Annotated in this window: 21 protein-coding genes and 1 pseudogene; 12 read left to right on the top strand and 10 right to left on the bottom strand. The window is 71.5% G+C overall.

What is annotated here, in order from left to right; translation table 11 throughout:
• Positions 1-99: 99 nt before the first annotated feature.
• Complete coding sequence (locus ACSMXV_RS07625; protein ID WP_181866786.1) at positions 100-393, bottom strand: hypothetical protein; 294 nt, start codon at positions 391-393, stop codon at positions 100-102.
• A 167-nt stretch (positions 394-560) separates the two neighbouring features.
• Here ACSMXV_RS07625 and ACSMXV_RS07620 point away from each other — a divergent pair, with 167 nt between their 5' ends.
• The gene (locus tag ACSMXV_RS07620) at positions 561-2,582 is read left to right on the top strand and encodes an NADPH-dependent 2,4-dienoyl-CoA reductase (RefSeq protein ID WP_473176949.1); all 2,022 of its coding nucleotides are present in this window, start codon (positions 561-563) and stop codon (positions 2,580-2,582) included.
• A gap of 44 nt (positions 2,583-2,626) precedes the next feature.
• A pseudogene (locus ACSMXV_RS07615) lies at positions 2,627-3,145 on the top strand (PadR family transcriptional regulator); the annotation flags it as partial.
• Between the two features lie 256 nt (positions 3,146-3,401).
• Here ACSMXV_RS07615 and ACSMXV_RS07610 read toward each other — a convergent pair.
• The 6 genes from ACSMXV_RS07610 to ACSMXV_RS07585 form a co-directional block, all read right to left on the bottom strand.
• Entirely contained in the window at positions 3,402-3,920 is a 519-nt protein-coding gene (locus tag ACSMXV_RS07610) for a hypothetical protein (RefSeq protein ID WP_473176948.1), read from the bottom strand.
• A gap of 256 nt (positions 3,921-4,176) precedes the next feature.
• Positions 4,177-5,103 (bottom strand): fibronectin type III domain-containing protein, encoded by a 927-nt coding sequence (locus ACSMXV_RS07605; protein ID WP_473176947.1) that lies wholly within the window; start codon positions 5,101-5,103, stop codon positions 4,177-4,179.
• Positions 5,104-5,247: 144 nt separating this feature from the next.
• Positions 5,248-5,700, bottom strand: a complete 453-nt coding sequence (locus ACSMXV_RS07600; protein WP_473178852.1) for a PTS-dependent dihydroxyacetone kinase phosphotransferase subunit DhaM — start codon at positions 5,698-5,700, stop codon at positions 5,248-5,250.
• A 25-nt stretch (positions 5,701-5,725) separates the two neighbouring features.
• Entirely contained in the window at positions 5,726-6,325 is a 600-nt protein-coding gene (dhaL, locus tag ACSMXV_RS07595; protein ID WP_181866791.1) for a dihydroxyacetone kinase subunit DhaL, read from the bottom strand.
• A gap of 58 nt (positions 6,326-6,383) precedes the next feature.
• Positions 6,384-7,376 (bottom strand): dihydroxyacetone kinase subunit DhaK, encoded by a 993-nt coding sequence (gene dhaK / locus ACSMXV_RS07590; RefSeq protein ID WP_473176946.1) that lies wholly within the window; start codon positions 7,374-7,376, stop codon positions 6,384-6,386.
• A gap of 53 nt (positions 7,377-7,429) precedes the next feature.
• Entirely contained in the window at positions 7,430-7,570 is a 141-nt protein-coding gene (locus ACSMXV_RS07585; protein WP_473176945.1) for a hypothetical protein, read from the bottom strand.
• Between the two features lie 116 nt (positions 7,571-7,686).
• On the opposite strand from ACSMXV_RS07585, the gene ACSMXV_RS07580 reads away from it, so the two are divergent.
• On the top strand, positions 7,687-8,145 hold the full coding sequence (locus tag ACSMXV_RS07580; protein WP_473178851.1) for an SPW repeat protein: 459 nt from the start codon (positions 7,687-7,689) through the stop codon (positions 8,143-8,145).
• 116 nt (positions 8,146-8,261) lie between these two features.
• On the opposite strand, the gene ACSMXV_RS07575 is transcribed toward ACSMXV_RS07580, so the two are convergent.
• Complete coding sequence (locus ACSMXV_RS07575) at positions 8,262-8,990, bottom strand: FadR/GntR family transcriptional regulator (protein WP_473176944.1); 729 nt, start codon at positions 8,988-8,990, stop codon at positions 8,262-8,264.
• 257 nt (positions 8,991-9,247) lie between these two features.
• On the opposite strand from ACSMXV_RS07575, the gene ACSMXV_RS07570 reads away from it, so the two are divergent.
• The 5 genes from ACSMXV_RS07570 to ACSMXV_RS07550 are packed head-to-tail and all read left to right on the top strand — an operon-like array spanning position 9,248 to position 13,558.
• Positions 9,248-10,588 carry an L-fuconate dehydratase gene (locus ACSMXV_RS07570; protein ID WP_473176943.1) on the top strand — a complete coding sequence of 447 codons (1,341 nt, stop codon included), beginning with the start codon at positions 9,248-9,250 and terminating at the stop codon, positions 10,586-10,588.
• Positions 10,585-11,358, top strand: a complete 774-nt coding sequence (locus tag ACSMXV_RS07565) for an SDR family NAD(P)-dependent oxidoreductase (protein WP_473176942.1) — start codon at positions 10,585-10,587, stop codon at positions 11,356-11,358. Before ACSMXV_RS07570 ends, ACSMXV_RS07565 begins: the two co-directional genes overlap by 4 nt.
• A 5-nt stretch (positions 11,359-11,363) precedes the next feature.
• Positions 11,364-12,392, top strand: coding sequence for an aldo/keto reductase (locus ACSMXV_RS07560; protein WP_473176941.1), 1,029 nt, complete (start codon positions 11,364-11,366; stop codon positions 12,390-12,392).
• Positions 12,389-12,700, top strand: a complete 312-nt coding sequence (locus tag ACSMXV_RS07555; protein ID WP_181865690.1) for an L-rhamnose mutarotase — start codon at positions 12,389-12,391, stop codon at positions 12,698-12,700. Before ACSMXV_RS07560 ends, ACSMXV_RS07555 begins: the two co-directional genes overlap by 4 nt.
• Before the next feature lie 9 nt (positions 12,701-12,709).
• Complete coding sequence (locus tag ACSMXV_RS07550; RefSeq protein WP_473176940.1) at positions 12,710-13,558, top strand: amidohydrolase family protein; 849 nt, start codon at positions 12,710-12,712, stop codon at positions 13,556-13,558.
• Between the two features lie 14 nt (positions 13,559-13,572).
• Here ACSMXV_RS07550 and ACSMXV_RS07545 read toward each other — a convergent pair whose 3' ends face one another.
• Positions 13,573-15,015 carry a lipase maturation factor family protein gene (locus ACSMXV_RS07545; RefSeq protein WP_473176939.1) on the bottom strand — a complete coding sequence of 481 codons (1,443 nt, stop codon included), beginning with the start codon at positions 15,013-15,015 and terminating at the stop codon, positions 13,573-13,575.
• A gap of 205 nt (positions 15,016-15,220) precedes the next feature.
• On the opposite strand from ACSMXV_RS07545, the gene ACSMXV_RS07540 reads away from it, so the two are divergent.
• The 3 genes from ACSMXV_RS07540 to ACSMXV_RS07530 all read left to right on the top strand — a co-directional run bounded on the left by ACSMXV_RS07540 (position 15,221) and on the right by ACSMXV_RS07530 (position 19,552).
• The gene (locus ACSMXV_RS07540) at positions 15,221-16,492 is read left to right on the top strand and encodes a DUF6777 domain-containing protein (protein WP_473176938.1); all 1,272 of its coding nucleotides are present in this window, start codon (positions 15,221-15,223) and stop codon (positions 16,490-16,492) included.
• Between the two features lie 63 nt (positions 16,493-16,555).
• Positions 16,556-18,631: a SpoIIE family protein phosphatase gene (locus ACSMXV_RS07535; RefSeq protein WP_473176937.1), complete on the top strand. Its 2,076-nt coding sequence runs from the start codon at positions 16,556-16,558 to the stop codon at positions 18,629-18,631.
• 60 nt (positions 18,632-18,691) lie between these two features.
• Complete coding sequence (locus ACSMXV_RS07530; RefSeq protein ID WP_473176936.1) at positions 18,692-19,552, top strand: Fpg/Nei family DNA glycosylase; 861 nt, start codon at positions 18,692-18,694, stop codon at positions 19,550-19,552.
• Between the two features lie 105 nt (positions 19,553-19,657).
• Here the strand turns inward: ACSMXV_RS07530 and ACSMXV_RS07525 are convergent, their stop codons facing one another.
• Positions 19,658-20,314, bottom strand: a complete 657-nt coding sequence (locus ACSMXV_RS07525; RefSeq protein WP_473176935.1) for a zf-HC2 domain-containing protein — start codon at positions 20,312-20,314, stop codon at positions 19,658-19,660.
• Between the two features lie 192 nt (positions 20,315-20,506).
• Here ACSMXV_RS07525 and ACSMXV_RS07520 point away from each other — a divergent pair, with 192 nt between their 5' ends.
• On the top strand, positions 20,507-21,259 hold the full coding sequence (locus ACSMXV_RS07520; protein ID WP_473176934.1) for a LytR/AlgR family response regulator transcription factor: 753 nt from the start codon (positions 20,507-20,509) through the stop codon (positions 21,257-21,259).
• Positions 21,260-21,414: the final 155 nt, after the last annotated feature.

The raw sequence follows: 21,414 nt of genomic DNA, 5'->3' as shown, positions 1-21,414 counted from the left end.
AGCGTCGGGCGCGGAGGCGTCGGGCCCATGGGCAGGAGGTATGCATCCGCGCCGTGGATATGGGGCAGCGCCGGCCTCCTGGAACGGATGAGGCTCCGTTCAGTCGAACCGGTCGCGGCCTGGGTGGCCTGGGTGGCCGACGTCGACGACCTGGGCCACCCAGCCGTACGGGAGTTCCCGTCCGTCGACCGTGATGGCCTCCACGTGATGTGTCGCGGGGTCGATGTCTGCTTGCAGGCCGTGGCCGACGTAGCGCGGGTAGCCGCTGGCGCCCGTGTCCCCGGTGGCCTCCACGACCGCGGTGCGTATCGGGGCGCCGTGTACGGGATGCCCCTCCTCGTCGGCGAGCTGGGGCTTGAGGGCGACGGTGTAGCGGGTCGGGGCTGGCCTCATGTCACGACGCTAGGCCCGCCGGGCGCTGCCTGCCTCCCGAGGCGGGTGCGTCGGGGGACCGGAACGGTTTGTGCAACTAGTTGCACAACCGCGCCAGGTCGTCTACAACAGTCGGGACGACACCGCGTACACCGCACGAGCACCGCGACTCGCGCACGGAGGCCCGCATGACCCGCTACCCGCATCTCCTCAGCCCTCTCGACCTGGGCTTCACCACGCTGCCCAACCGGGTGCTGATGGGATCCATGCACGTGGGGCTCGAGGAGGCCGAGCGCGGTTTCGAGCGCATGGCGGAGTTCTACGCCGCACGCGCGCGTGGCGGCGTCGGGCTCATGGTCACCGGCGGCATCGCGCCCAACGACGCGGGCCGCCCCGGCGAGGGCGGCGCCAAGCTGACCACCGAGGCGGAGGCCGAGCAGCACGCGCGCGTGACGGAGGCGGTGCACCGCGCGGGCGGCCGGATCGCCATGCAGATCCTGCACTTCGGGCGGTACGCCTACCACCCGGACCTGGTCGCGCCGAGCGCCCTCCAGGCGCCGATCAGCCCGTTCGTGCCCCGCGCTCTCAGCGACGACGAGGTCGAGGAGACGATCGAGGACTTCGCGCGGGCGGCTGAGCTGGCGCAGCGCGCGGGCTACGACGGCGTCGAGATCATGGGCTCCGAGGGCTATCTGATCAACGAGTTCATCGCGGCCGCGACCAACCACCGCGACGACCGCTGGGGCGGCTCGTACGAGAACCGGATGCGCTTCCCCGTCGAGATCGTCCGCCGCGTACGCGAACGCGTCGGCACGGACTTCATCATCATCTACCGGCTCTCGATGCTGGACCTGGTCCCGGGCGGCTCCACCCTCGACGAGGTCATCACGCTGGCGAAGGCGGTCGAGGCGGCCGGCGCGACCATCATCAACACCGGTATCGGCTGGCACGAGGCGCGTATCCCCACCATCGCGACGTCCGTGCCGCGCGGCGCCTACGCCTGGGTGACCAAGAAGGTCATGGGCGCGGTGTCCGTCCCGCTGGTCACCACGAATCGCATCAACACCCCCGAACTGGGGGAGCAGTTGCTCGCCGACGGCTACGCGGACATGGTCTCGCTGGCCCGTCCGCTGCTCGCCGACCCCGACTTCGTCGCCAAGGCCGAGGCCGGCAGGCCCCAGGCCATCAACACCTGCATCGGCTGCAACCAGGCGTGCCTGGACCACACCTTCAGCGGGAAGATCACCTCCTGCCTGGTCAATCCGCGCGCGTGCCACGAGACCGAACTCGTGCTGCAGCCCACCCGGCTGCGCAAGCGCGTCGCGGTCGTCGGCGCCGGCCCGGCCGGGCTCGCCTGCTCCGTCTCCGCCGCCGAACGCGGGCACCAGGTGACGCTGTTCGACGCCGCCCACGAGATCGGCGGCCAGCTGAACGTAGCCCGCCGGGTACCCGGCAAGCAGGAGTTCGACGAGACGCTGCGCTACTACCGCACCCAGCTCGAGCAGCACGGCGTGGACATCCGGCTGAACACCCGCGTCACCGCCGGCCAGCTCGACGACGGGGAGTATGACGAGATCGTCGTCGCCACCGGCGTCACGCCCCGTACGCCGGAGATCCCCGGCAGCGACCACCCGAGCGTGCTCGGCTACCTCGACGTGCTGCGCGACGGCGCGCCCGTCGGCGACCGGGTCGCGATCATCGGGGCGGGCGGCATCGGCTTCGACGTCGCCGCGTATCTGACGGACTCCGGCGAAAAGACGAGCGAGGACCCGGCGGCGTACTTCCGGCAGTGGGGCGTCGACATGGACTACCGCGCGGCGGGCGGCCTCGGCCGCCCCGAGCGGCCTGTGCCGCCCCGCACCGTCCACCTCCTGCAGCGCAAGGACTCCAAGGTCGGCGCCGGTCTTGGCAAGACCACCGGCTGGATCCACCGCACGGAGCTGCGCCACCGCGGGGTCACGATGGTCGCGGGCGCACGCTACGACATGATCGACGACGCCGGGCTGCATCTCACCGTCGACGGGCGCAGCGAGACCCTCGCGGTCGACACGATCGTCCTGTGCACCGGCCAGGAGCCGCACCGCGACCTGTACGAGGAGCTGCGCGCCGCGGGACGCAGCGTGCACCTGATCGGGGGCGCCGACGTCGCCGCCGAGCTGGACGCCAAGCGGGCCATCCGACAGGGGACGGAGCTGGCGGCGGAGCTGTGACGGCGCGATCCGTGGCTGTCACACCCCGTCCCTAGGATGCCCCCATGTCACTCCCGCACGCGATCCTCACCGCCCTGCTCGAGAAGCCGTCGTCCGGGCTTGAGCTGACCCGGCGGTTCGACATGTCCATCGGCTACTTCTGGTCGGCCACGCATCAGCAGATCTATCGCGAGCTGGGAAAACTGGAGCACGAGGGCCACATCCGCGCCCTGCCGTCGGCGCAGCCGACCCGGGGCCAGAAGAAGGAGTACGAGGTCCTGCCGGCGGGCCGTGCGGAACTGGCACGCTGGACGGCCGAGTCCCAGGACCCGAAGCCCATCCGCGATCCGCTTCTGCTGAGGCTGCGTGCCGCCGGAGTCGTCGGTGCGCAGGGGATCGACACGGAACTGCGTCGCCATCTGGATCTGCACGAACGGCAGTTGAGCGAGTATCTCGAGATCGAGAAGCGTGACTTCCCGCCAGGCCGGGACACGGTCGAGGACCGGCTGCGCCATGCCGTCCTGCGCGCCGGCATCGACCTGGAGACCTTCTGGACGCGGTGGCTCAGCCGCACGCTGGCAGATCTGGAGCCGGCCACGTCGGCCGCAGCGGACGCTTCGACGCCGGCCGCAGGGGATGGCCCCAAGCAGCCCGCAGCGGATGACCCCACGAGGCCCGCAGCGGATGGCCCGACGCCGCCCGCAGGGAACGCTTCGACGCGGACCACACCGTCCGCACCAGATCCCGGATGACCGTTGCCGTGCGCACCGGAGCACGGATGACCGTTGCCGTCCGCCCGAGGGGACACCGGGCGGACGGCGCGGGCGATCGTGGACCCGGTCAGGTCCTGTGATGCATGTTGCGTCGGCGGAGGTACCACGCTCCGCCGCCCAGGGCCGCGGCCACCAGGACTCCACCGCCGACCATCGTCAGGGTGCCGTAGTCCTTTATGCCGCCTCCGATGCCGCCCCTCACGCCGAGCGCCGGCGAGTTCGTCGTCGACAGGGTGGGCGTCGTGGTGACGGTGACGGGCTGGCTGCCCACGTTCCGGCCGTCGTTGCAGTTCACGATCACGGTGTACGCGCCTGGGCTGACGTTCGACCAGGCGGCCGTCTGATTGGTGGCGCCCACCGCCAGCGCCGCCTGCCTGCCCTGGGTGAAGGTGGTCAGGCCGCTAGACAGGAGTGAGGCGTTGCCGCCGCCCGGGCAGGCGGCGGTGTTCACCGAGACGGTGGACCCGGTGCTGGTCACGGTGATCCCGTTGTCCGCGACGGCCGACGGAGCGGCCACCGTCAGAGGAAGCGCGGCGGCGGCTGCGATCAGGCCGGAGCGGACGAATATCTGAGTGTTGGTACGCATGTCTCTGCCCTCCGGCGGCACGGTTGGCGGTACATCCCATGCGCCGCCGAGGATTGGGAACGCCCGTGCTGCCTGACGTCGAGTCAAGAGCTCATGGGCCCCGGCCGCATGCGGACGGCATCCGGGCAGGTGAAGCGTCCTTCGTACGGCTGCCCGCCGGACGGGGAGCCGCGGGTTCGGCGCTCCCCGGCCGACATCCGGCAGGCGCGCCGCCCGCGAGGCTATCCGTCCGCCCCCGTCGTCACCGTCCGCGGGGCTACCCGTCCGCCCCCGTCGTCACCGTCCGCTCGGCGGAGAGGCCGCCCCACGTGCCGTCGGGGAGCTTCGCCCGGATCCGTACGCGATAGGTCACGCCGCTCTCGCGCGTCACGAAGAAGCTGTGCTCGGCCTTGTCCTGCGGTGCCGCGCTGCCCCAGACGAGGGTGGTGGCGAGCCGTCCGTCGAGATGGATCCGGTACTCCGTCACCGCACCGCCCGTGCGCGGCGGTGTCCAGGAGAGGTCGATGTAGTGCGCACCGTCCTCGCGGTGCGTCGTCGCGCGGAAGCCGGTGGGCGCCGTGCCGCGCCCGTCGTCGCCGCCCGCCGCGGTGGTGAGCCGGACTGTGCGACTCGCGGAGGACGTGTTGTCCGCCGCGTCCCGCGCCCTGACGGTGAACGCGTACGTCGTGCCGGGACGCAGCCCGGTGATCAGCGCCGACGTCTCGCCGCCGCGGGTGCTGTGGATCTTCGAGGTGCCCTGGTAGATGTCGTACGACGCCACGCCCCGGTCGTCCGTCGCGCGGCTCCAGGACAGCGAGACGGCCCGGCCTCCGGCGACCTGCCCACGCACCTGCCGCGGGCGGGTCGGCGGCTCGCGGTCCTTCTCGACGGCGGCCGGCGTGGTGACGGGCACCTTCTTGCTCAGCGGCCCGGTGTTCCCTTCGGCGTCCCGGGCCCGGACGGCGAACGCATAGCCGACCGAGGGCTTCAGCCCTGTGATGTCCACCATGTGCTGCTCACCCGGTACCTCCTTGACCTTGGTGGTGCCGCGATACACCTCGTAGGCGATGACGCCGGAGTCGTCGTTCGCCTGGTTCCACATGACGTGGACCGAGGTGGCGCTGCCCGCCTGTGCGGTGACACCCGTCGGAGCCGAAGGGGGCCGGCCGCCCCGAGCAGGCCCGCCGCAGGAAACCGTCGTCATGAGGGCGGCAGTGCAGGCAGCTGCGGTCAGCAGAGCAGGCCCGGGAGTGCGTCGCACGGTGATGCCTTCCCCTCGAGGGCATTGGTCCAGACCTGTATCCCATGAGTGACGGGAACACATCAAGAGGCAAGGCTCTCTGAGAGGTCACACCTTCCGGTACGTGTACGCCTCCACGGCCGCCGCCTCCACCGCATCGAGGTCCGCGCCCGCGGACGCCGTGACGACCGCCGCCACGGCGCCCTCGACGAACGGTGCGTCCACGAGACGGGCGCCGTCGGGCAGTTCGTCGCCCTCGGCGAGCAGGGCCTTCACGGTCAGAACGGCGCTGCCCAGGTCGGCCAGCAACGCCACGCCGGCGCCCCGGTCGACGCCGGCGGCCGCCGCGGCGATCAGCTCCGAGCTCGTACCCAGCCCGCCGTCCTCGGTGCCGCCCGCGGCCGCCACAGGAGCGGTCGTGCCGCCGCCCGCGAGACCGGCCGCCAGCTCGGCGACGGAGGCCGCGACCGCGGCGCTGTGCGATACCAGCACGACGCCCACGAGCTTGTTCTGACCGCCGGCATCACCCTGGCCGCCGCCGGCGGGCCCACTGCCGCTCACCGTGCCCTCAGTCACCGGAGTCTCCTCACTCACCCGCCGCCTCCGCGAGCGTCGCGAACAGCAGGGCCGACGACGTGGCTCCCGGATCCTGGTGCCCGATGCTGCGCTCGCCCAGATAGCTCGCCCGGCCCTTGCGGGCAAGCAGCGGCGTCGTCGCGACCGCGCCCTTCTCGGCGGCGTCGCGTGCCGCGGCGAAGGACTCGGCCAGCGCGTCGACCGCCGGGAACAGCGCGTCCAGCATGGTCTTGTCGCCGGGTGCGGCCCCGCCCAGCGTGGCCACGGCCTCCACTCCCGTACGCAGCGCGGCGGCCAGCTCGGCCTCGCTGACCTCGGCCGCGTCGCCGAGCGCTTTGCCCGTACGGCGGAGCAGCGTGCCGTAGAGCGGCCCGGAAGCGCCGCCGACCGTGGAGATCAACTGCCGTCCCGAGAGCGTGAGGACGGCACCCGGAGTCTCCGGGGCCTCCTTCTCCAGCGTCGCGACCACCGCCCTGAACCCGCGCTGCATATTGGTGCCGTGGTCGGCGTCGCCGATCGGCGAGTCCAGCGCGGTGAGCCGCTCCGCCTCCCGGTCGACGGCTGCGGCGGCCGCCGTCATCCAGCGGCGGAAGAAGTCGGCGTCGAGCACAGAATCTCCTTGGGTGGTCGGTACGTTGACGCGTGCGGGCGGCTCCTCGGACGACCCCTCAGATGCCCCAGCGCAGTCCGGGCGTACGGACGGGGGCGTCCCACAACCGCAGCATCTCCTCGTCGATCTGACATAGCGTCACGGATGCTCCCGCCATGTCCAGGGAGGTGACGTAGTTGCCCACCAGTGTGCGGGCCACGGCCACGTTCCGCTCGGCCAGCACCCGGTGCACCTCGGCGTTGAAGCCGTACAGCTCCAGCAGCGGGGTCGCGCCCATGCCGTTGACGAGGAGCAGCACCGGATTCTTCGGCGGCATGTCCTGCAGGATCGCGTCCACCGCGAAGTCGGCGATCTCCCGCGAGGTCATCATCGCGCGCCGCTCGCGGCCCGGCTCGCCGTGGATGCCGATGCCGAGCTCCAGCTGTCCCGTGGGCAGGTCGAAGGTGGGGCTGCCCTTGGCGGGGGTGGTGCAGGCGCTCAGCGCGACGCCGAAGCTGCGCGCGCTCTCGTTGACCTGGCGGGCGATCGACTGGACCCGCCCCAGCGGCTGGCCCTCCTCGGCCGCCGCGCCCGCGATCTTCTCGACGAACAGGGTCGCGCCCGTGCCGCGGCGTCCCGCCGTGTACAGGCTGTCGGTGACCGCCACGTCATCGTTGACCAGCACCTTCGCGACCTGAATGCCCTCGTCCTCGGCGAGCTCGGCCGCCATGTCGAAGTTCAGCACGTCACCGGTGTAGTTCTTCACGATGAACAGCACGCCCGCGCCGCTGTCCACCGCGGCCGCGGCCCGCACCATCTGGTCGGGTACGGGCGAGGTGAACACCTCGCCGGGACAGGCGGCCGACAGCATGCCGAGTCCCACGAACCCGCCGTGCAGCGGCTCGTGCCCCGACCCGCCGCCGGAGACCAGGCCGACCTTCCCCTCCACCGGCGCGTCCCGCCGTACGATCACGCGGTTCTCGACGTCGACCGTCAGCTCGGGGTGCGCGACCGCCAGACCCCGCAGCGCGTCCGCGACCACCGTCTCGGCCACGTTGATCAGCATCTTCATCGGTACCTCCTCAGTGCGTTTGCAACAGTGGCTTCCACCCTGGTTTGTGCAGGTCAGAGCGGGTCGTGCAGGCCGTACTGGTCGTGTGCCGGTTCGTGTGCCGGAGAGTCCCGCGGCACGTCCAGTATGGGGCGGATCACACGGTGGGTCACGAACTCGGCAGGTCCGGCGTCCCGCGGTGCGGTCGATGCCATGCAGACCAGCGGGGCAGCTGATGGTTATACGGCGCCGTTGGGGTACCCGGCCCGAGGTGTAAAACCGGCAAGACAATTCGGAGGTGATGGCCGTGACGACTTCGCCCCGGTCGGACATGGAAACGCATCCCGACATACTCGCTATGCGGCACCGTCACGATATGGCCGAGCGTGCCGCGACCACCCCGCGCGCGCAGACCATCGAGACGGCGGCCCTCCTTACGGGCCTCTACCTTGCCGCTTCTCCCTGGATCGCGGGATTCAACGGTCTCTCGACCCTGGCGATCAACAACCTGATCGTCGGCATCGCGTACGCGGTGCTCCTGAGCGGCGGCTTCGGCCGCGCCTACGAGCGCACGCACAGCATGGCGTGGGCCGCATGTGCCCTCGGTGTGTGGACGATCATTTCGCCCTGGGCCGTGGCGGGTGACGTGAGCACCGCCAGGACGATCGTCAACAACGTCATCGTCGGTGTGATTGCTCTGGCTGTGGCGCTCGCCGCCAGCGGGGCCGCCCGTGAGGTGGACCGCCGCCGCGGTGCCGGCGCCCCCTATGGCGGAGGCCGTCCAGCCTGACAGCACACTCCGCTTCGGTGTGGTGGCGCTGCGTGGGCGACGGCCACAGTGCCGGCCGCCGCCCCGCGTCGCTGTCACCACGCCGAATCCTCCACACGGTCAGAGGAAGCTGTGCCTCAAGTGCCGCTTCGCTCCACCCCGTTGCGCACTTCCATCTGGCTGCGAAGCCACGCCTCGACCTCCCCGACATGCGCGGCGGCGGCCGCCCGCGCCGCCTCCGGGTCGTGGTCCACAAGGGCGCGATGGATTCGGGCGTGCTCGCGGCGGGTGCGCTCGAACGCGCCCTCTTCCTGGTAGCCGCGCCAGACCCGGGCCCGGAAGGTGCGTGAGGACAGCCCTTCCAGGATCGCGGCCATCGCCTCGTTCCCGGCGGCCGCAATGATCGCCCGGTGGAACGCCAGATCGTGGAAGAGGATCTCCTCCGGATCCTCGGTCGCGTTCATCGCCTCCAGGTGCTTCTCCACATCGGCGAGCTGCTCGACGGTGATCCGCGCCGCCGCCAGCGCGGTCGCCGTCGACTCCAGGATGCGCCGCACCTCCAGCAGCTCGACCAGCCGCGGGCCGCGGGAGAGATCGGCGACGACACCGAAGGTCTCCAGCAGGTCCCCGGCCTCGAGCTGCGTGACGTAGATGCCGGAGCCGTGCCGTGCCTCCAGCACGCCGAGCACGGTGAGGGCGCGGATCGCCTCGCGCATCGAGCTGCGCGAGATACCGAGCCGAGTGGCCAGATCACGCTCGGTCGGAAGCCGCTGGCCGGGCTCCAGCCGACCCTCGCCGATCATCGCCTTGATCTGCTCTATGGCGCGCTGCGTCACGGTGCCCTTCTGCGGGGCCGTCTCGTCCACGGCACGTCCTTCCGTCGCCTCGGGCGCCGAGTCTAATGGTGGATGTGGTCGGACCACTATGGCGGTGAATACAGGCCAAGCAGGGGAAAGTGGGCGCCAGGCACTGTCGTGACCCCTAAGTGGTCTGATAAATATGCGTCGCGGCTGGAAGGGGACCGGCGATCCCGGACCGCCCGATGGTCGCCCGTGTGACGACAGGCCGCGCCCAGGACCGACCCTGCGGCCGAACCCCGTACCGGAACACCGAAAGGCCACCTGTGTCCGCGACTCCCGCCCGCATCACCGCGGTCGACACCTACGACATCCGCTTCCCGACGTCCCGGGAACTCGACGGCTCGGATGCCATGAACCCCGACCCCGACTACTCGGCGGCGTACGTGGTCCTGCACACCGACGCCGGGGACGGGCACGAGGGGCACGGCTTCACCTTCACCATCGGGCGGGGCAACGATGTCCAGGTGGCCGCGATCGACGCCCTGCGGCCGCATGTCCTCGGGCGGGACGTCGAGGAGCTGTGCGCCGATCCCGGAGTGCTCAGCCGGGACCTGGTCGGGGACAGTCAGCTGCGCTGGCTCGGCCCGGAGAAGGGCGTGATGCACATGGCGATCGGCGCCGTCGTCAACGCCGCGTGGGACCTCGCCGCGAAGCGTGCACACAAACCGCTCTGGCAGTTCCTCGCGGACGCGGAGCCCGAGTGGCTCGTCTCGCAGGTCGACTTCCGCTACCTCACGGACGCGCTCACGCCCGACGAGGCGCTGGAGCTTCTGCGCCGTGGCCGGGACGGCTCCCACGCGCGCGCCGCGAACCTGCTGCGGCGCGGCTTCCCCGCGTACACCACGTCACCCGGCTGGCTCGGCTACAGCGACGAGAAGCTGACCAGGCTCGCCACGCAGGCCGTCGCCGACGGCTTCACGCAGATCAAGCTCAAAGTAGGCGCCGATCTCGCCGACGATGCCCGGCGCTGCCGCGTCGCCCGCTCCGTCGTCGGCCCCGATGTGCGCATGGCCATCGACGCCAACCAGCGCTGGGACGTGAACGAGGCGATCACCTGGACACGGGCGCTCGCCGAGTTCGACCCGTACTGGATCGAGGAACCCACCAGCCCCGACGACGTGCTCGGCCATGCGGCGATCCGGAGGGCCGTCGCGCCGGTCAAGGTCGCCACCGGCGAGCACGTCCAGAACCGCATCGTCTTCAAGCAGCTGCTGCAGGCCGGCGCGATCGACGTCCTGCAGATCGACGCGGCCCGGGTCGGCGGCGTCAACGAGAACCTGGCGATCCTGCTGCTCGCGGCCAAGTTCGGCGTGCCCGTCTGCCCGCACGCCGGCGGCGTCGGCCTGTGCGAACTCGTCCAGCACCTGTCGATGTTCGACTACGTCGCGTTGTCCGGCACCACCGAGGACCGCGTCATCGAGTACGTCGACCATCTGCACGAGCACTTCCTCGAACCGGTGGTGATCCGAGAAGGTCACTACCAGGCGCCCACGGCGCCGGGCTTCTCGGCCACCATGCGGCCCGAGTCCATCGCGGAGTACACGTACCCGGGCGGCGCCTTCTGGGCCGCCGACCTCACGCAGCGGAAGGAAGCAGCGGCATGACGCACGCCCACGACTTCGGTGGTCTCAAGGCCCTCGTCACCGGCGGCGCCTCGGGCATCGGCCGGGCGACGGCCGAGCTGCTGGCCGCCCGCGGCGCCCGTGTGGCCGTGCTCGACCTGAACCCGGAGGCTGTGAAAGACGGGGACAAGCCCCTCATCGCGTACCGGGCCGACGTCACCGACGACGCCTCCGTACGCGAGGCCGTCACCGCCGCAGTCGCGGAGCTGGGCGGCCTGGACGTCCTGGTGAACAACGCGGGCATCGGCGCCCAGGGCACCGTCGAGGACAACGACGACGACGAGTGGCACCGCGTGCTGGACGTCAACGTCGTCGGCATGGTCCGCGCCGCCCGCGCCGCGCTGCCGCACTTGCGCGCCTCCGACCACGCAGCGATCGTCAACACCTGCTCGATCGCCGCCACCGCAGGACTGCCGCAGCGCGCCCTGTACTCGGCCACGAAGGGCGCGGTGTACTCGCTGACCCTGGCCATGGCCGCCGACCACATACGCGAGGGCATCCGCGTCAACTGCGTGAACCCCGGCACCGCCGACACCCCCTGGATCGGCCGCCTGCTGGACGCCGCGGACGATCCGACGGCCGAGCGGGCGGCCCTGGAGGCGCGCCAGCCCACCGGGCGCCTGGTGTCGGCGGACGAAGTCGCGGGCGCCATCGCCTACTTGGCGAGCCCCCTCTCCGGCGCCACCACGGGCACCGCCCTCGCCGTCGACGGCGGCGTGCAGGGGCTGCGGCTGCGGCCCGTGGGACAGTGACCGCCATGCGTACCCGCACGCTCGGCCGGGGCACCGTCGCGGTGACGGAGCTGTCGTTCGGCGCCGCGGGCATCGGCAACCTGTACGCGGCGGTCGACGACGAACAGGCGTACACCGCCGTCGAGGCCGCCTGGGACGCGGGCGTCCGGTACTTCGACACGGCGCCGCACTACGGCCTCGGCCTGTCCGAACGCCGCCTCGGCGAGGCCCTGCGCGAGCGCCCTCGCGCGGCGTACACCGTGTCCACCAAGGTCGGCCGGCTCCTCGAACCCGGGGACGGCGGCGGGGACGACCTCGCGAACGGCTTCGCCGTGCCCGCGACCCACCGCCGCGTCTGGGACTTCAGCGCCGACGGCGTCCGCCGCTCGCTGGAGGACAGCCTCACCCGGCTCGGCATGGACCGCGTGGACGTCGTCTATCTGCACGACCCCGACGACCACGACGAACAGGCCTTCCGCGAGGGTTACCCGGCGCTCGAGAAGCTCCGTTCCGAAGGCGTGGTCGGCGCGATCGGGGCCGGGATGAACCAGGCCGAGATGCTGACCCGGTTCGTGGTCGACACGGACATCGACGCCGTCCTGTGCGCCGGCCGCTACACGCTCCTCGATCAGAGAGCGCTCACCGCACTGCTCCCGGCCGCCGCCGCGCGCGGCACATCCGTGGTCGTCGGCGGCGTCTTCAACTCCGGCCTGCTCGCGGACCCGCGCCCCGGCGCCACGTACGACTACGCCGCCGCGCCCCGCGACATCCTTGACCGCGCGCTCCGGCTGAAGGGCCTGGCCGAGCGGCACGGCACCACCCTGCGCGCTGCCGCCCTCGCCTTCCCCCTGGCGCATCCGGCGGTCACCAGCGTGCTGGTCGGCACGCGTTCGGCCGCCGAAGTCCAGGACGCGGCAGAGCAGTTCGCGGACGCTGTGCCCGCGGCCTTCTGGGCGGAGCTGCGGGCCGAGGGGCTGCTGCCCGATGACGCCCCCGTGCCCGGAGACGCCGCCACCGCAACCGAAAGGCCCCTACACGGAGACGAGCCGTCATGAGGATCGCCCTGCACACCAAGGTCCGCGCCGACCGCATCGAGGAGTACGAGGCCGCACACCGCGAGGTCCCGCCGGAGCTCACCGCCGCGATACGCGCCGCCGGTGCCACCTCCTGGACGATCTGGCGCAGCGGCACCGACCTCTTCCACGTCCTGGAGTGCGAGGACTACGGGCGCATGCTCGCCGAGCTGGAGAAACTCCCGGTCAACATCGCCTGGCAGGCGCGCATGGCCGAGCTCCTGGACGTCGTCCACGACTACTCGGCCGAGGGCGCCGACGCGGGCCTGCCCGTCGTATGGGAGTTGTGAGGGGGAACCGTGACGGATCCGATCGTCGACGCTCACCACCACGTGTGGGACCTGTCGGTACGGGACCAGGACTGGATCACCGGACCGGACCTGGCCCCGCTCCGGCGCGACTTCGGCGTGCCTGATCTCGAACCGCAAGCGCGCCCGCTCGGCGTCCAGGCCACCGTCCTGGTACAGACGATCACTGTCGCCGAGGAGACCCCGGAGTTCCTGGCGCTCGCGGCGGAGAGCGCTCTCATCGCCGGAGTCGTCGGCTGGACCGACCTCACCCGTCCCGATGTCGCCGAGGCGCTCGCCGCCCTGCGGGAACTCCGGGGCGGGCGGTACCTGGCCGGAATCCGGCACCAGGTCCAGGGCGAGCCGGACCCGGAGTGGCTGCTGCGCCCCGACGTACGCCGGGGTCTGGCCGCGGTCGCCGAGGCGGGTCTCGTCTACGACCTCGTGGTCCTGCCCCACCAGCTGCCCGCCTGCGTCAAGGCGGCCGCCGACCACCCCGGTCTCACCGTCGTCCTCGACCACCTCGGCAAACCGCCCATCGCCTCGGGGGAGCTCGAACCCTGGGCGAGCCATGTGCGTGCCCTCGCGGCGCTCCCGAACACCGTCTGCAAGCTCTCCGGGATGGTGACCGAGGCGGACTGGCGGGCCTGGACGGTCGAGGACCTGAGGCCCTACGCGGACACCGTGCTGGACGCCTTCGGGCCCGAGCGGCTGATGTTCGGCTCGGACTGGCCCGTCTGCACCCTCGCCGCCTCGTACGCCGAGGTCACCCGTGCGGCCGATGCGCTGACCGGGACGCTCGGCGCGGACGAGCGAGCCGAGGTCTTCGCGGGGACCGCCACCCGCGTCTACTGCCTCTGACCTCGGTGTGGGCTCTACCGCCTGTGAGCTCTACCGCCCTGAGCCACCACGTCGAGCCGCGTCGGCGGCAGGAACTCACGGATGTACGTGCGATGCCAGCACGCACCCGTCGCGCGCAGCTCCTGCCACGTCGTGAAGCGGTACTGGTACAGGCGGGCCCGGATGTACCGCGGCGGGCTGTCCGGCGGGAACGGCGAGCGGCGCAGCAGCCGCAGCGTGTCCCGGTCGTTCTCCAGCAGCCGCTCCACCAGCGGCCCGAACCAGGATCCTGCGTACCCGGGGGAGATACCGGCGAACCACATCATCCAGTCGAGCCGCAGATGGTACGGCGCGTACTGGCGCGGCCAGCGACGGGGATCGCCCGGCTTGCCCTTGAACTCGTACTCCCGCCAGTCGGAGTCCTCTCGCGGCACCTCGTCCGCCGTGCCCTCGATCACCACCTCCTGCCGGATGCGGTTGATGCTGCCGAAGGCGCCGTAGGTGTTGACGAGATGGAACGGGTCGAAGGAGTAGTTCATGATCTGCCCGCGCGAGATCAGATTGCGCGTGGGGCGGTAGCTGAGGACCAGCACCAGAGCCGTGACGGCGAGCACGACGATCTCGTACCAGAGTGGGGCGGGAGGCAGGACCGGGGGCGCGGCGACGGGGGAGAAGTCCACGGCGGACAGGGCCACGACGATCGTGATCCAGTTCAGCCAGGAGAAATTGCCCGACAGCACCAGCCACAGCTGGGTGAGGATCATCAGGCAGGCCGCCGCCGATGCGATCGGCTGCGGGGTGAACAGGAGCACGGGCACGACGAGTTGGGTGAAGTGGTTCGCCGCCACCTCGACCTTGTGCAGGGGCTTCGGGAGATGGTGGAAGAACCAGCTCAGCGGGCCCGGCATCGGCTGGGTCTCATGGTGGTAGTCCAGGCAGGTCAGCTTCCGCCAGCAGGGGTCCCCGCGCAGCTTGATCAGCCCGGCGCCGAACTCGACGCGGAACAGCACCCACCGCAGCAGGAACAGCACCAGGACGGGCGGGGCCGTGCGGTCGTTGCCGAGGAACACGGCGAGGAAGCCGATCTCGAGGAGCAGGGACTCCCAGCCGAAGCCGTACCAGGTCTGGCCGACGTTGACGATCGACAGATACAGCAGCCAGGGGACCAGCCACAGCAGCATCGCGGCCCACAGGGGGAGGAGGCCGTCGACGCCGGCCAGCAGAGCGGCCGCGAGCAGGCACCCCGACCACGAGCAGAGCGCGAAGAACCTGTCGGAATAGTGCAGTTGGAACACGCTCGGCGCGTCGCGGAACGGCACCCGCGCCACATAGCGGGGCACCGGCAGCATGCCGCGCTCTCCGAGCAGGGGGCGGAACTGGAGGGCGGCGGTCAGGAACGCGACCAGATACACGGCGGCGAGGGCCCGCTGGAAGATCAGCCGGCTCAGCCAGTAGTCGGGTGCGGTGAACCACTCCACGAACCCTATTTTTGCGCCTGAACCGGCGCGGCTCTCGCGGACCTGGTTGCTCGCCGTATGGGTTTCTCACGTGATGGTTGGGGTGTTCTTCGGTTTCACGGTTGGCGCCGACGCGTGCAGGGCTGACTCGTTCGGCTTGCGAGATGACTGGGGGTGAAACAGACAATGGGTGACAAATTGCGCGAGCGAGAGGCGGGACAACACGGTGCGCTCACCCATCAGGAGCCATGCCGCGGCCTTCGCGATATCCGCGGCCCTGCTCGTCGCCGGCGGAGCAGGCCTCACCGGCTGCACGGCCACCGGCAGCGCGAGAGCCGTGGACGGTGAGGACGAACTCCGTCTTCAGCCCGTGGCGGAAGCGGGGCCCGACCCGTTCACCGACTCCACCGCCACGTCCACCCCGACGCCGTCGCCCGCCACCCGCTCGCCGGAGCCGCCCACACCCTCCGGCACCGCGACGGCCGATGTGGAGGGGCTCCGGTCCGTCGACGGCTCCACGCCTGGGCTGTACGGCGGCACGCTCTCCGAGAGCAGCTGTGACGTCGAGAAGCAGGTCCGCTTCCTCACCACCGACCAGGCCAAGGCCCGCGCCTTCGCCCGGGTGGTGGGCGTCGCCCAGGCCGACGTCGCCACGTATCTGCGTGGCCTGACCCCCGTCGTGCTGCGGACCGACACCCGCGTCACCAACCACGGCTTCCGCGACGGACAGGCCAACGGCTTCCAGGCCGTCCTCCAGGCCGGCACCGCCGTCCTCGTCGACGACCGCGGCCTGCCGCGCGTGCGCTGCGCCTGCGGCAATCCGCTCAAGCCGCCGGTCGCGACGCGGACCGACCCCGTCGTGAAGGGGCAACGGTGGCAGGGCTACCGGCCGGCGCAGGTCGTGGTCGTGACCCCCGCACCCAAGATCATCGTCAACATCACGATCGTGAACATCGTCAACAACACATGGATCGAGCGGAAGGCCGGGGACGACGGCGACCGCGACCGCACCGTCCCGCCGCCCGCCACCCGCAGCCCGGGCACCCCCAGCCCCACCACTCCGAGCCCGGAGAGCCCCAGCCCCACCACTCCGAGCCCGGAGAGCCCCAGCCCGACCACCACCCCCCGCCCGGAGACACCGAGTCCCACCACGCCGAGCCCCGACGACACCTCATCGCCGACGGGCTCCCCGCCCGCATCGCCGCCCTCCCCGCCCAGTCCTCCGACGGGCTCCCCGGAGGAGTCCCCGCCCGACACGGACCGCCCCTCTCCGGATGACGACACCGCATCGCCCCCGGAGGATCTGCCGGACGGCCCGACCGAGCTGGAGCCCCGGCCCGAGCCGCCCCCCGCCCGGGGCACCCAGGACGTGCCGGACGGTGGCGTGGTCCCCCTCGAGCCTCTCCTGCCCGAGGACCGGATGGACGCGCTGCCCGAGAGCCGACCGGACGGCCGACCGGAGCGCCGCCCGGACCGACCGGCCACCGTCGACAGCTGAGCACCCGCTCAGGCAGTGCACCGAGAAGTCGAAGATTCAGCCGAGTGGTGGCAAGGTGGCACCATGGCTGACCGCGGAGCGGGTGGCCTGTCACTCCCGGACGACTGGCCTGCAGACCCGGACCCTATCCTCGCTCTCAACCGCACAGGCTGCTTCGACTGGGACCTGGGCAGCGGTCTCATGCACATGGACGCACACGCCCTCGACGTCTTCGACCTGCTCCCCGGCGAATACGACGGCCGGCCCGAGTCCCTCGCCGTCCGCGTCCCTCCGTTCGAGGCCCACCGTCTGGACGAGACCGTCTCCCATGCCCTCAAGGACGGAAGCGAGGACTACGGCGCGTACTTCCGCGTCCGCTGCCGCGACGGCTCCATGCGCTGGACCCACACCCAGGGCTGCATCCGGCGTGACCCTTCGGGCCGCCCGAGACGCATCGTGGGCGTCGTCCGTGACGCCACGCAGGAGCTGAGCGACATCACGGCACGGCGGATTCTCGCCGACGAGGAAGTGGCACGTCGCCGACAGACCAGCATCGTGCAGAGCACGACCGCCGCGCTCGCTCACGCACGCACCGTGCAGGACGTCATCGACGTACTCCAGGACAGCCACGGCCTCACCCACCTCGGCGCGACCAGCCTGGTCATGGGCCTGGTCGAGTCCGGGCGGATCCGGCTCGTCGCCGAGGGCCCCAAGGACAGCTACGTCACCGGCACGCGCATCACGCGCATCGACGAGCCCTACCCGATGAGCGAGGTCGTCCGCACGATGGCGCCGCGGTTCATCGAGTCGCCGGAGGAGTTCGCGACCTCGTACCCGATCCTGTGGCCGCACATCACGCATCTCGGCATCACGGCCGCCGCGTATCTGCCGCTCATCGCACAGGCCAGGCCCATCGGTGCGCTCGGCCTGCTCTACCAGGACAAGTCGGGCTTCACGGACGAGGAGCGCAACGTCCTCGTCGCGCTCGGCAGCAGCATCGCGCAGAGCCTGCAGCGCGCCATGTTCTACGAGCAGGAGAAGGACGTCGCCAAGAGCCTTCAGCAGGCCATGCTGCCGCGCACCATCCCGGGCGTTCAGGGCGCCGACATCGCGGTCCGCTACCGCTCCGCCGCGCTCGGCAGGGACATCGGCGGCGACTGGTACGACGTGATCCCGCTGCCGGGCGGCCGGGTCGGAGCCGTCATCGGCGACGTCCAGGGCCATGACGCCCACGCCGCCGCCGTGATGGGCCAGCTGCGCATCGTGCTGCGCGCCTATGCCGCCGAGGGCCACACCCCGCCCACGGTCATGGCCCGCGCCTCCGTCTTCCTGAACGAACTCGACACCGAACGCATGGCCACCTGCCTCTACGCGGACGCCGACCTGACCACGGGCGTCGTCCAGCTGGTCCGGGCCGGACATCTCGACCCCGTGGTGCGGCAGCCCGACGGCAGCTGCCGCCGGCTGCCCGTCGATGGCGGGCTGCCGCTCGGCCTCTCCGCCGACTTCGGGCAGCTGGAATACCCCGTGACGACCGTGGAGCTGGACCCCGGTCAGACGCTCCTCCTCTGCACCGACGGCCTCGTCGAACAGCCGGGCGCCGATCTCGACGACGGCATGCTGGCGCTCGCGGATCTCGTCCGCTCCGGTCCCGCCGACCTCTCGGACCTCGCCGATCTGCTGTGCGGGGCAGTCGACGAGCGCAACGGCGAGGACGACGTCGCCCTTCTGCTCCTGCGCCGGCGCAGCACGGACGCCCCGCAGTCCGGCGGACGCCTCCAGCAGCACGTCCCGCTGGGCGACCCGGAGGCGCTCGCCGAGTCCCGGCACATGATCCGCGCGGCGGTACGGGCCTGGGGCGCCCACGACCGCGCCGACGACATCGAACTCATCGCCGGCGAGCTGATCACCAACTCGCTCGTGCACACCGAGGGCGCCGCGATCGTCACCCTGCGGGTCCTCAGCGGATCCGAACGACGGCTGCGCGTCGAGGTGGAGGACTCCACCAGTGCCCTGCCGCACCGCCGCGAGGCCGGTACCAACGGTCTGTCCGGGCGCGGCCTCTTCCTCGTGGACCGCCTCACCGACGTGTGGGGCGTGGAGGCACGCGGCGGCGGCAAGCTCGTGTGGTGCGAGTTCATCGTGCCGGCCCGCACCTGATTCCTCTTCGCCGCCTTGCCGCGCCTGCCCGGCAGAGGCGCCGGGTGGCACTCTGGTTCCATGCCGGAACTCCCCGAGGTCGAAGCGCTCAAGGACTTCCTCACCGACCATCTCGCCGGGCGCGAGATCGTGCGGGTGCTGCCCGTCGCGGTGAGCGTCCTCAAGACGTACGACCCTCCGCTCAGCGCCCTCGAAGGACGCGCCGTCACGGCCGTGGCCCGGCGCGGCAAGTTCCTGGACGTCGACGCGGACGGGCTCCACTTCGTCGTCCATCTCGCCCGCGCCGGCTGGCTGCAGTGGAAGGACCGCCTCCCCGACGGCCCTCCGCGCCCCGGGAAAGGCCCGCTGGCCCTGCGTGTCGCGCTGGAGACGGGGGAGGGGTTCGACCTGACCGAGGCCGGGACGCAGAAGCGGCTCGCCGTATACGTCGTCCGCGATCCGTCCGAGGTCCCCGGCGTCGCCCGGCTCGGTCCCGACCCGCTCGCCGCGGACTTCGACGAGCAGCGCTTCGCCAAGCTCCTCGAGGGCGAACGGCGGCAGCTCAAGGGGGCCCTGCGCGACCAGAGCCTGATCGCCGGGGTCGGCAACGCCTACAGCGACGAGATCCTGCACGTCGCGAAGATGTCGCCGTTCAAGCTCGCGTCCAGCTTGACGGACGAGGAGACCCATCGGCTCTACGAGGCGCTGCGCACCACGCTCGCCGAGGCCGTCGAACGGTCGCGCGGGCTTGCCGCGGGGCGGTTGAAGGCTGAGAAGAAGAGTGGGCTGCGGGTGCATGGGCGTACCGGCGAGCCGTGCCCGGTGTGCGGCGACACCGTTCGCGAGGTGTCGTTCAGCGACTCGTCGCTGCAGTACTGCGCGACGTGCCAGACGGGCGGTAAGCCGCTGGCGGATCGGAGGATGTCGCGGCTGCTGAAGTGAACGGCTGACTTTTCCCCACCCCGCCCCTTCCCGTAACCAGGGGCCAGCCCCTGGACCCCGCTGGGGCTGCGCCCCAGACCCCCTATCGCCCTAACGGGCTCGTCCTCAAGCGCCGGACCGGCTGAAATCGACCAACAGCTCTCCATCCGCCGTGCGTATCTCGAAGTGGTCGATCTCGTCCGGGTGCAGGGCCGTGCCCGCCTCCGGTGTCATCGGCGTGTCGGTCCCGCCCGTGGCGGTCCAGCTCGTCACTTTCTGTTCCGTGCCGTCCGTGCCGACGGCCACCAGTTCGCACACCCGCGGGCCGACCGCATCCCACACCGCCAGACCGACCTGCGTTCCCCAGGTGTGGTTCTGAGTCGTCAGCGTCGCCGCCACACCGGTCCGTCCGTCGCGTGCGCTCACCCGTGCCGTATCCGCGACGGACCCGGCGACGATCGCCGTCGCAGGTCCCGCCACGGCGAGTACCACCGCTGCGGCCACCGCGCACAGCCCCCGCCGGCGCCGCACCCGGCGGGCCACCGCCACCTCGGCAAGCAGCCGGTCCAGGAGCCGTGCGCGTGGCACCGCCAGCGGTGCGACGCCGCGCGGCGTCGACCTCGCGTAGAGCATCAACTGCCGTACGGCAGGGCCGAATTCACTCACTTGTGCCACACAACCGGGGCACTCCATGAGATGCTCCTCGAAGCGGAAGGCGTCCGTCGCATCCAGGACGCCCAGCGCGTAGGCGCCCGCGTCGCGATGGCGTTCAAGGGACCTCATGCCGAATCCTCGTGCCGGTGGTGCTGGGTCAGGGGGTCACGGCCCCGATGGCCGGGGGCGGTGCTGCTCGCCCGTGGCGGCCTTGTTCGTCCGTGACGGGGTTGTTCGTCCTCCCGTACGCAGCAGGTCGCCGAATCACTCACGCGCCGGCCGGATTGGCCCCGCCCGAGTGACCACCTAGACTCCAGCCGCATGCTGCGCGTACTGGCCGTCGACGACGAGGAACCCGCGCTCGCCGAGCTGCTCTACCTGCTGCGGGCCGACCCGCGGGTGCGCAGCGCGGAGGGTGCCACCGACGCGACCGACGCGCTGCGCCGGATCGGCCGCGCCCTCGACGCGGGCCCCGACGGCGGCGACGCGATCGACGTGCTGTTCCTCGACATCCAGATGGCCGGTCTCACCGGGCTCGACGTCGCGCGCCTCATCGCGGGCTTCGCGCGGCCCCCGCTGATCGTGTTCGTCACCGCCCACGAGGACTTCGCCGTACAGGCGTTCGATCTCAAGGCCGTCGACTACGTCCTCAAGCCCGTCCGCAGGGAGCGCCTCGCGGAGGCGGTGCGCCGGGTCGCCGAACAGGCCGCGGTCGCCCGGCCCCCCGCCATCGAGCGGTCCGCCGACCGCATCCCGGTCGAACTCGGCGGCGTCACCCGCCTTGTGAACATCGCCGACATCACGTACGCCGAGGCACAGGGCGACTACGCACGTCTGCACACCGGCGACGGCAGCCACCTCGTCCGCATCCCGCTCTCCACGCTCGAGGAACGCTGGCAGCCGCACGGTTTCGTACGGATACACAGGCGGCACCTCGTCGCACTGCACCGTATCGACGAACTGCGGCTCGACGGGGGCGGCATGAGCGTCCGGATCGGCGAGGCCGTCCTCGCCGTCAGCCGGCGGCACGCGAGCCGGGTGCGCGAGCTGCTGATGCGGCAGGCGGGTTCCTGACCACCGGGCGGAGGCAGGCCGGCTTCCCCGCACCGGGCGCGGCAGCCCCCAGGCGGCTTCTGACGGCCGTCAGTGACCTGGTCTGAGCTGCCCCTTCCGTAGAGGCCGGAGCGCTGCCTACACTCCACGCCGTGTCCGCCAGCGCTGAGCCAGCA

This window comes from Streptomyces sp. DSM 42067, assembly GCF_055792885.1.
Note: the sequence above shows the minus strand (reverse complement) of the source record. Positions and strands in the feature narration are given on the sequence as shown.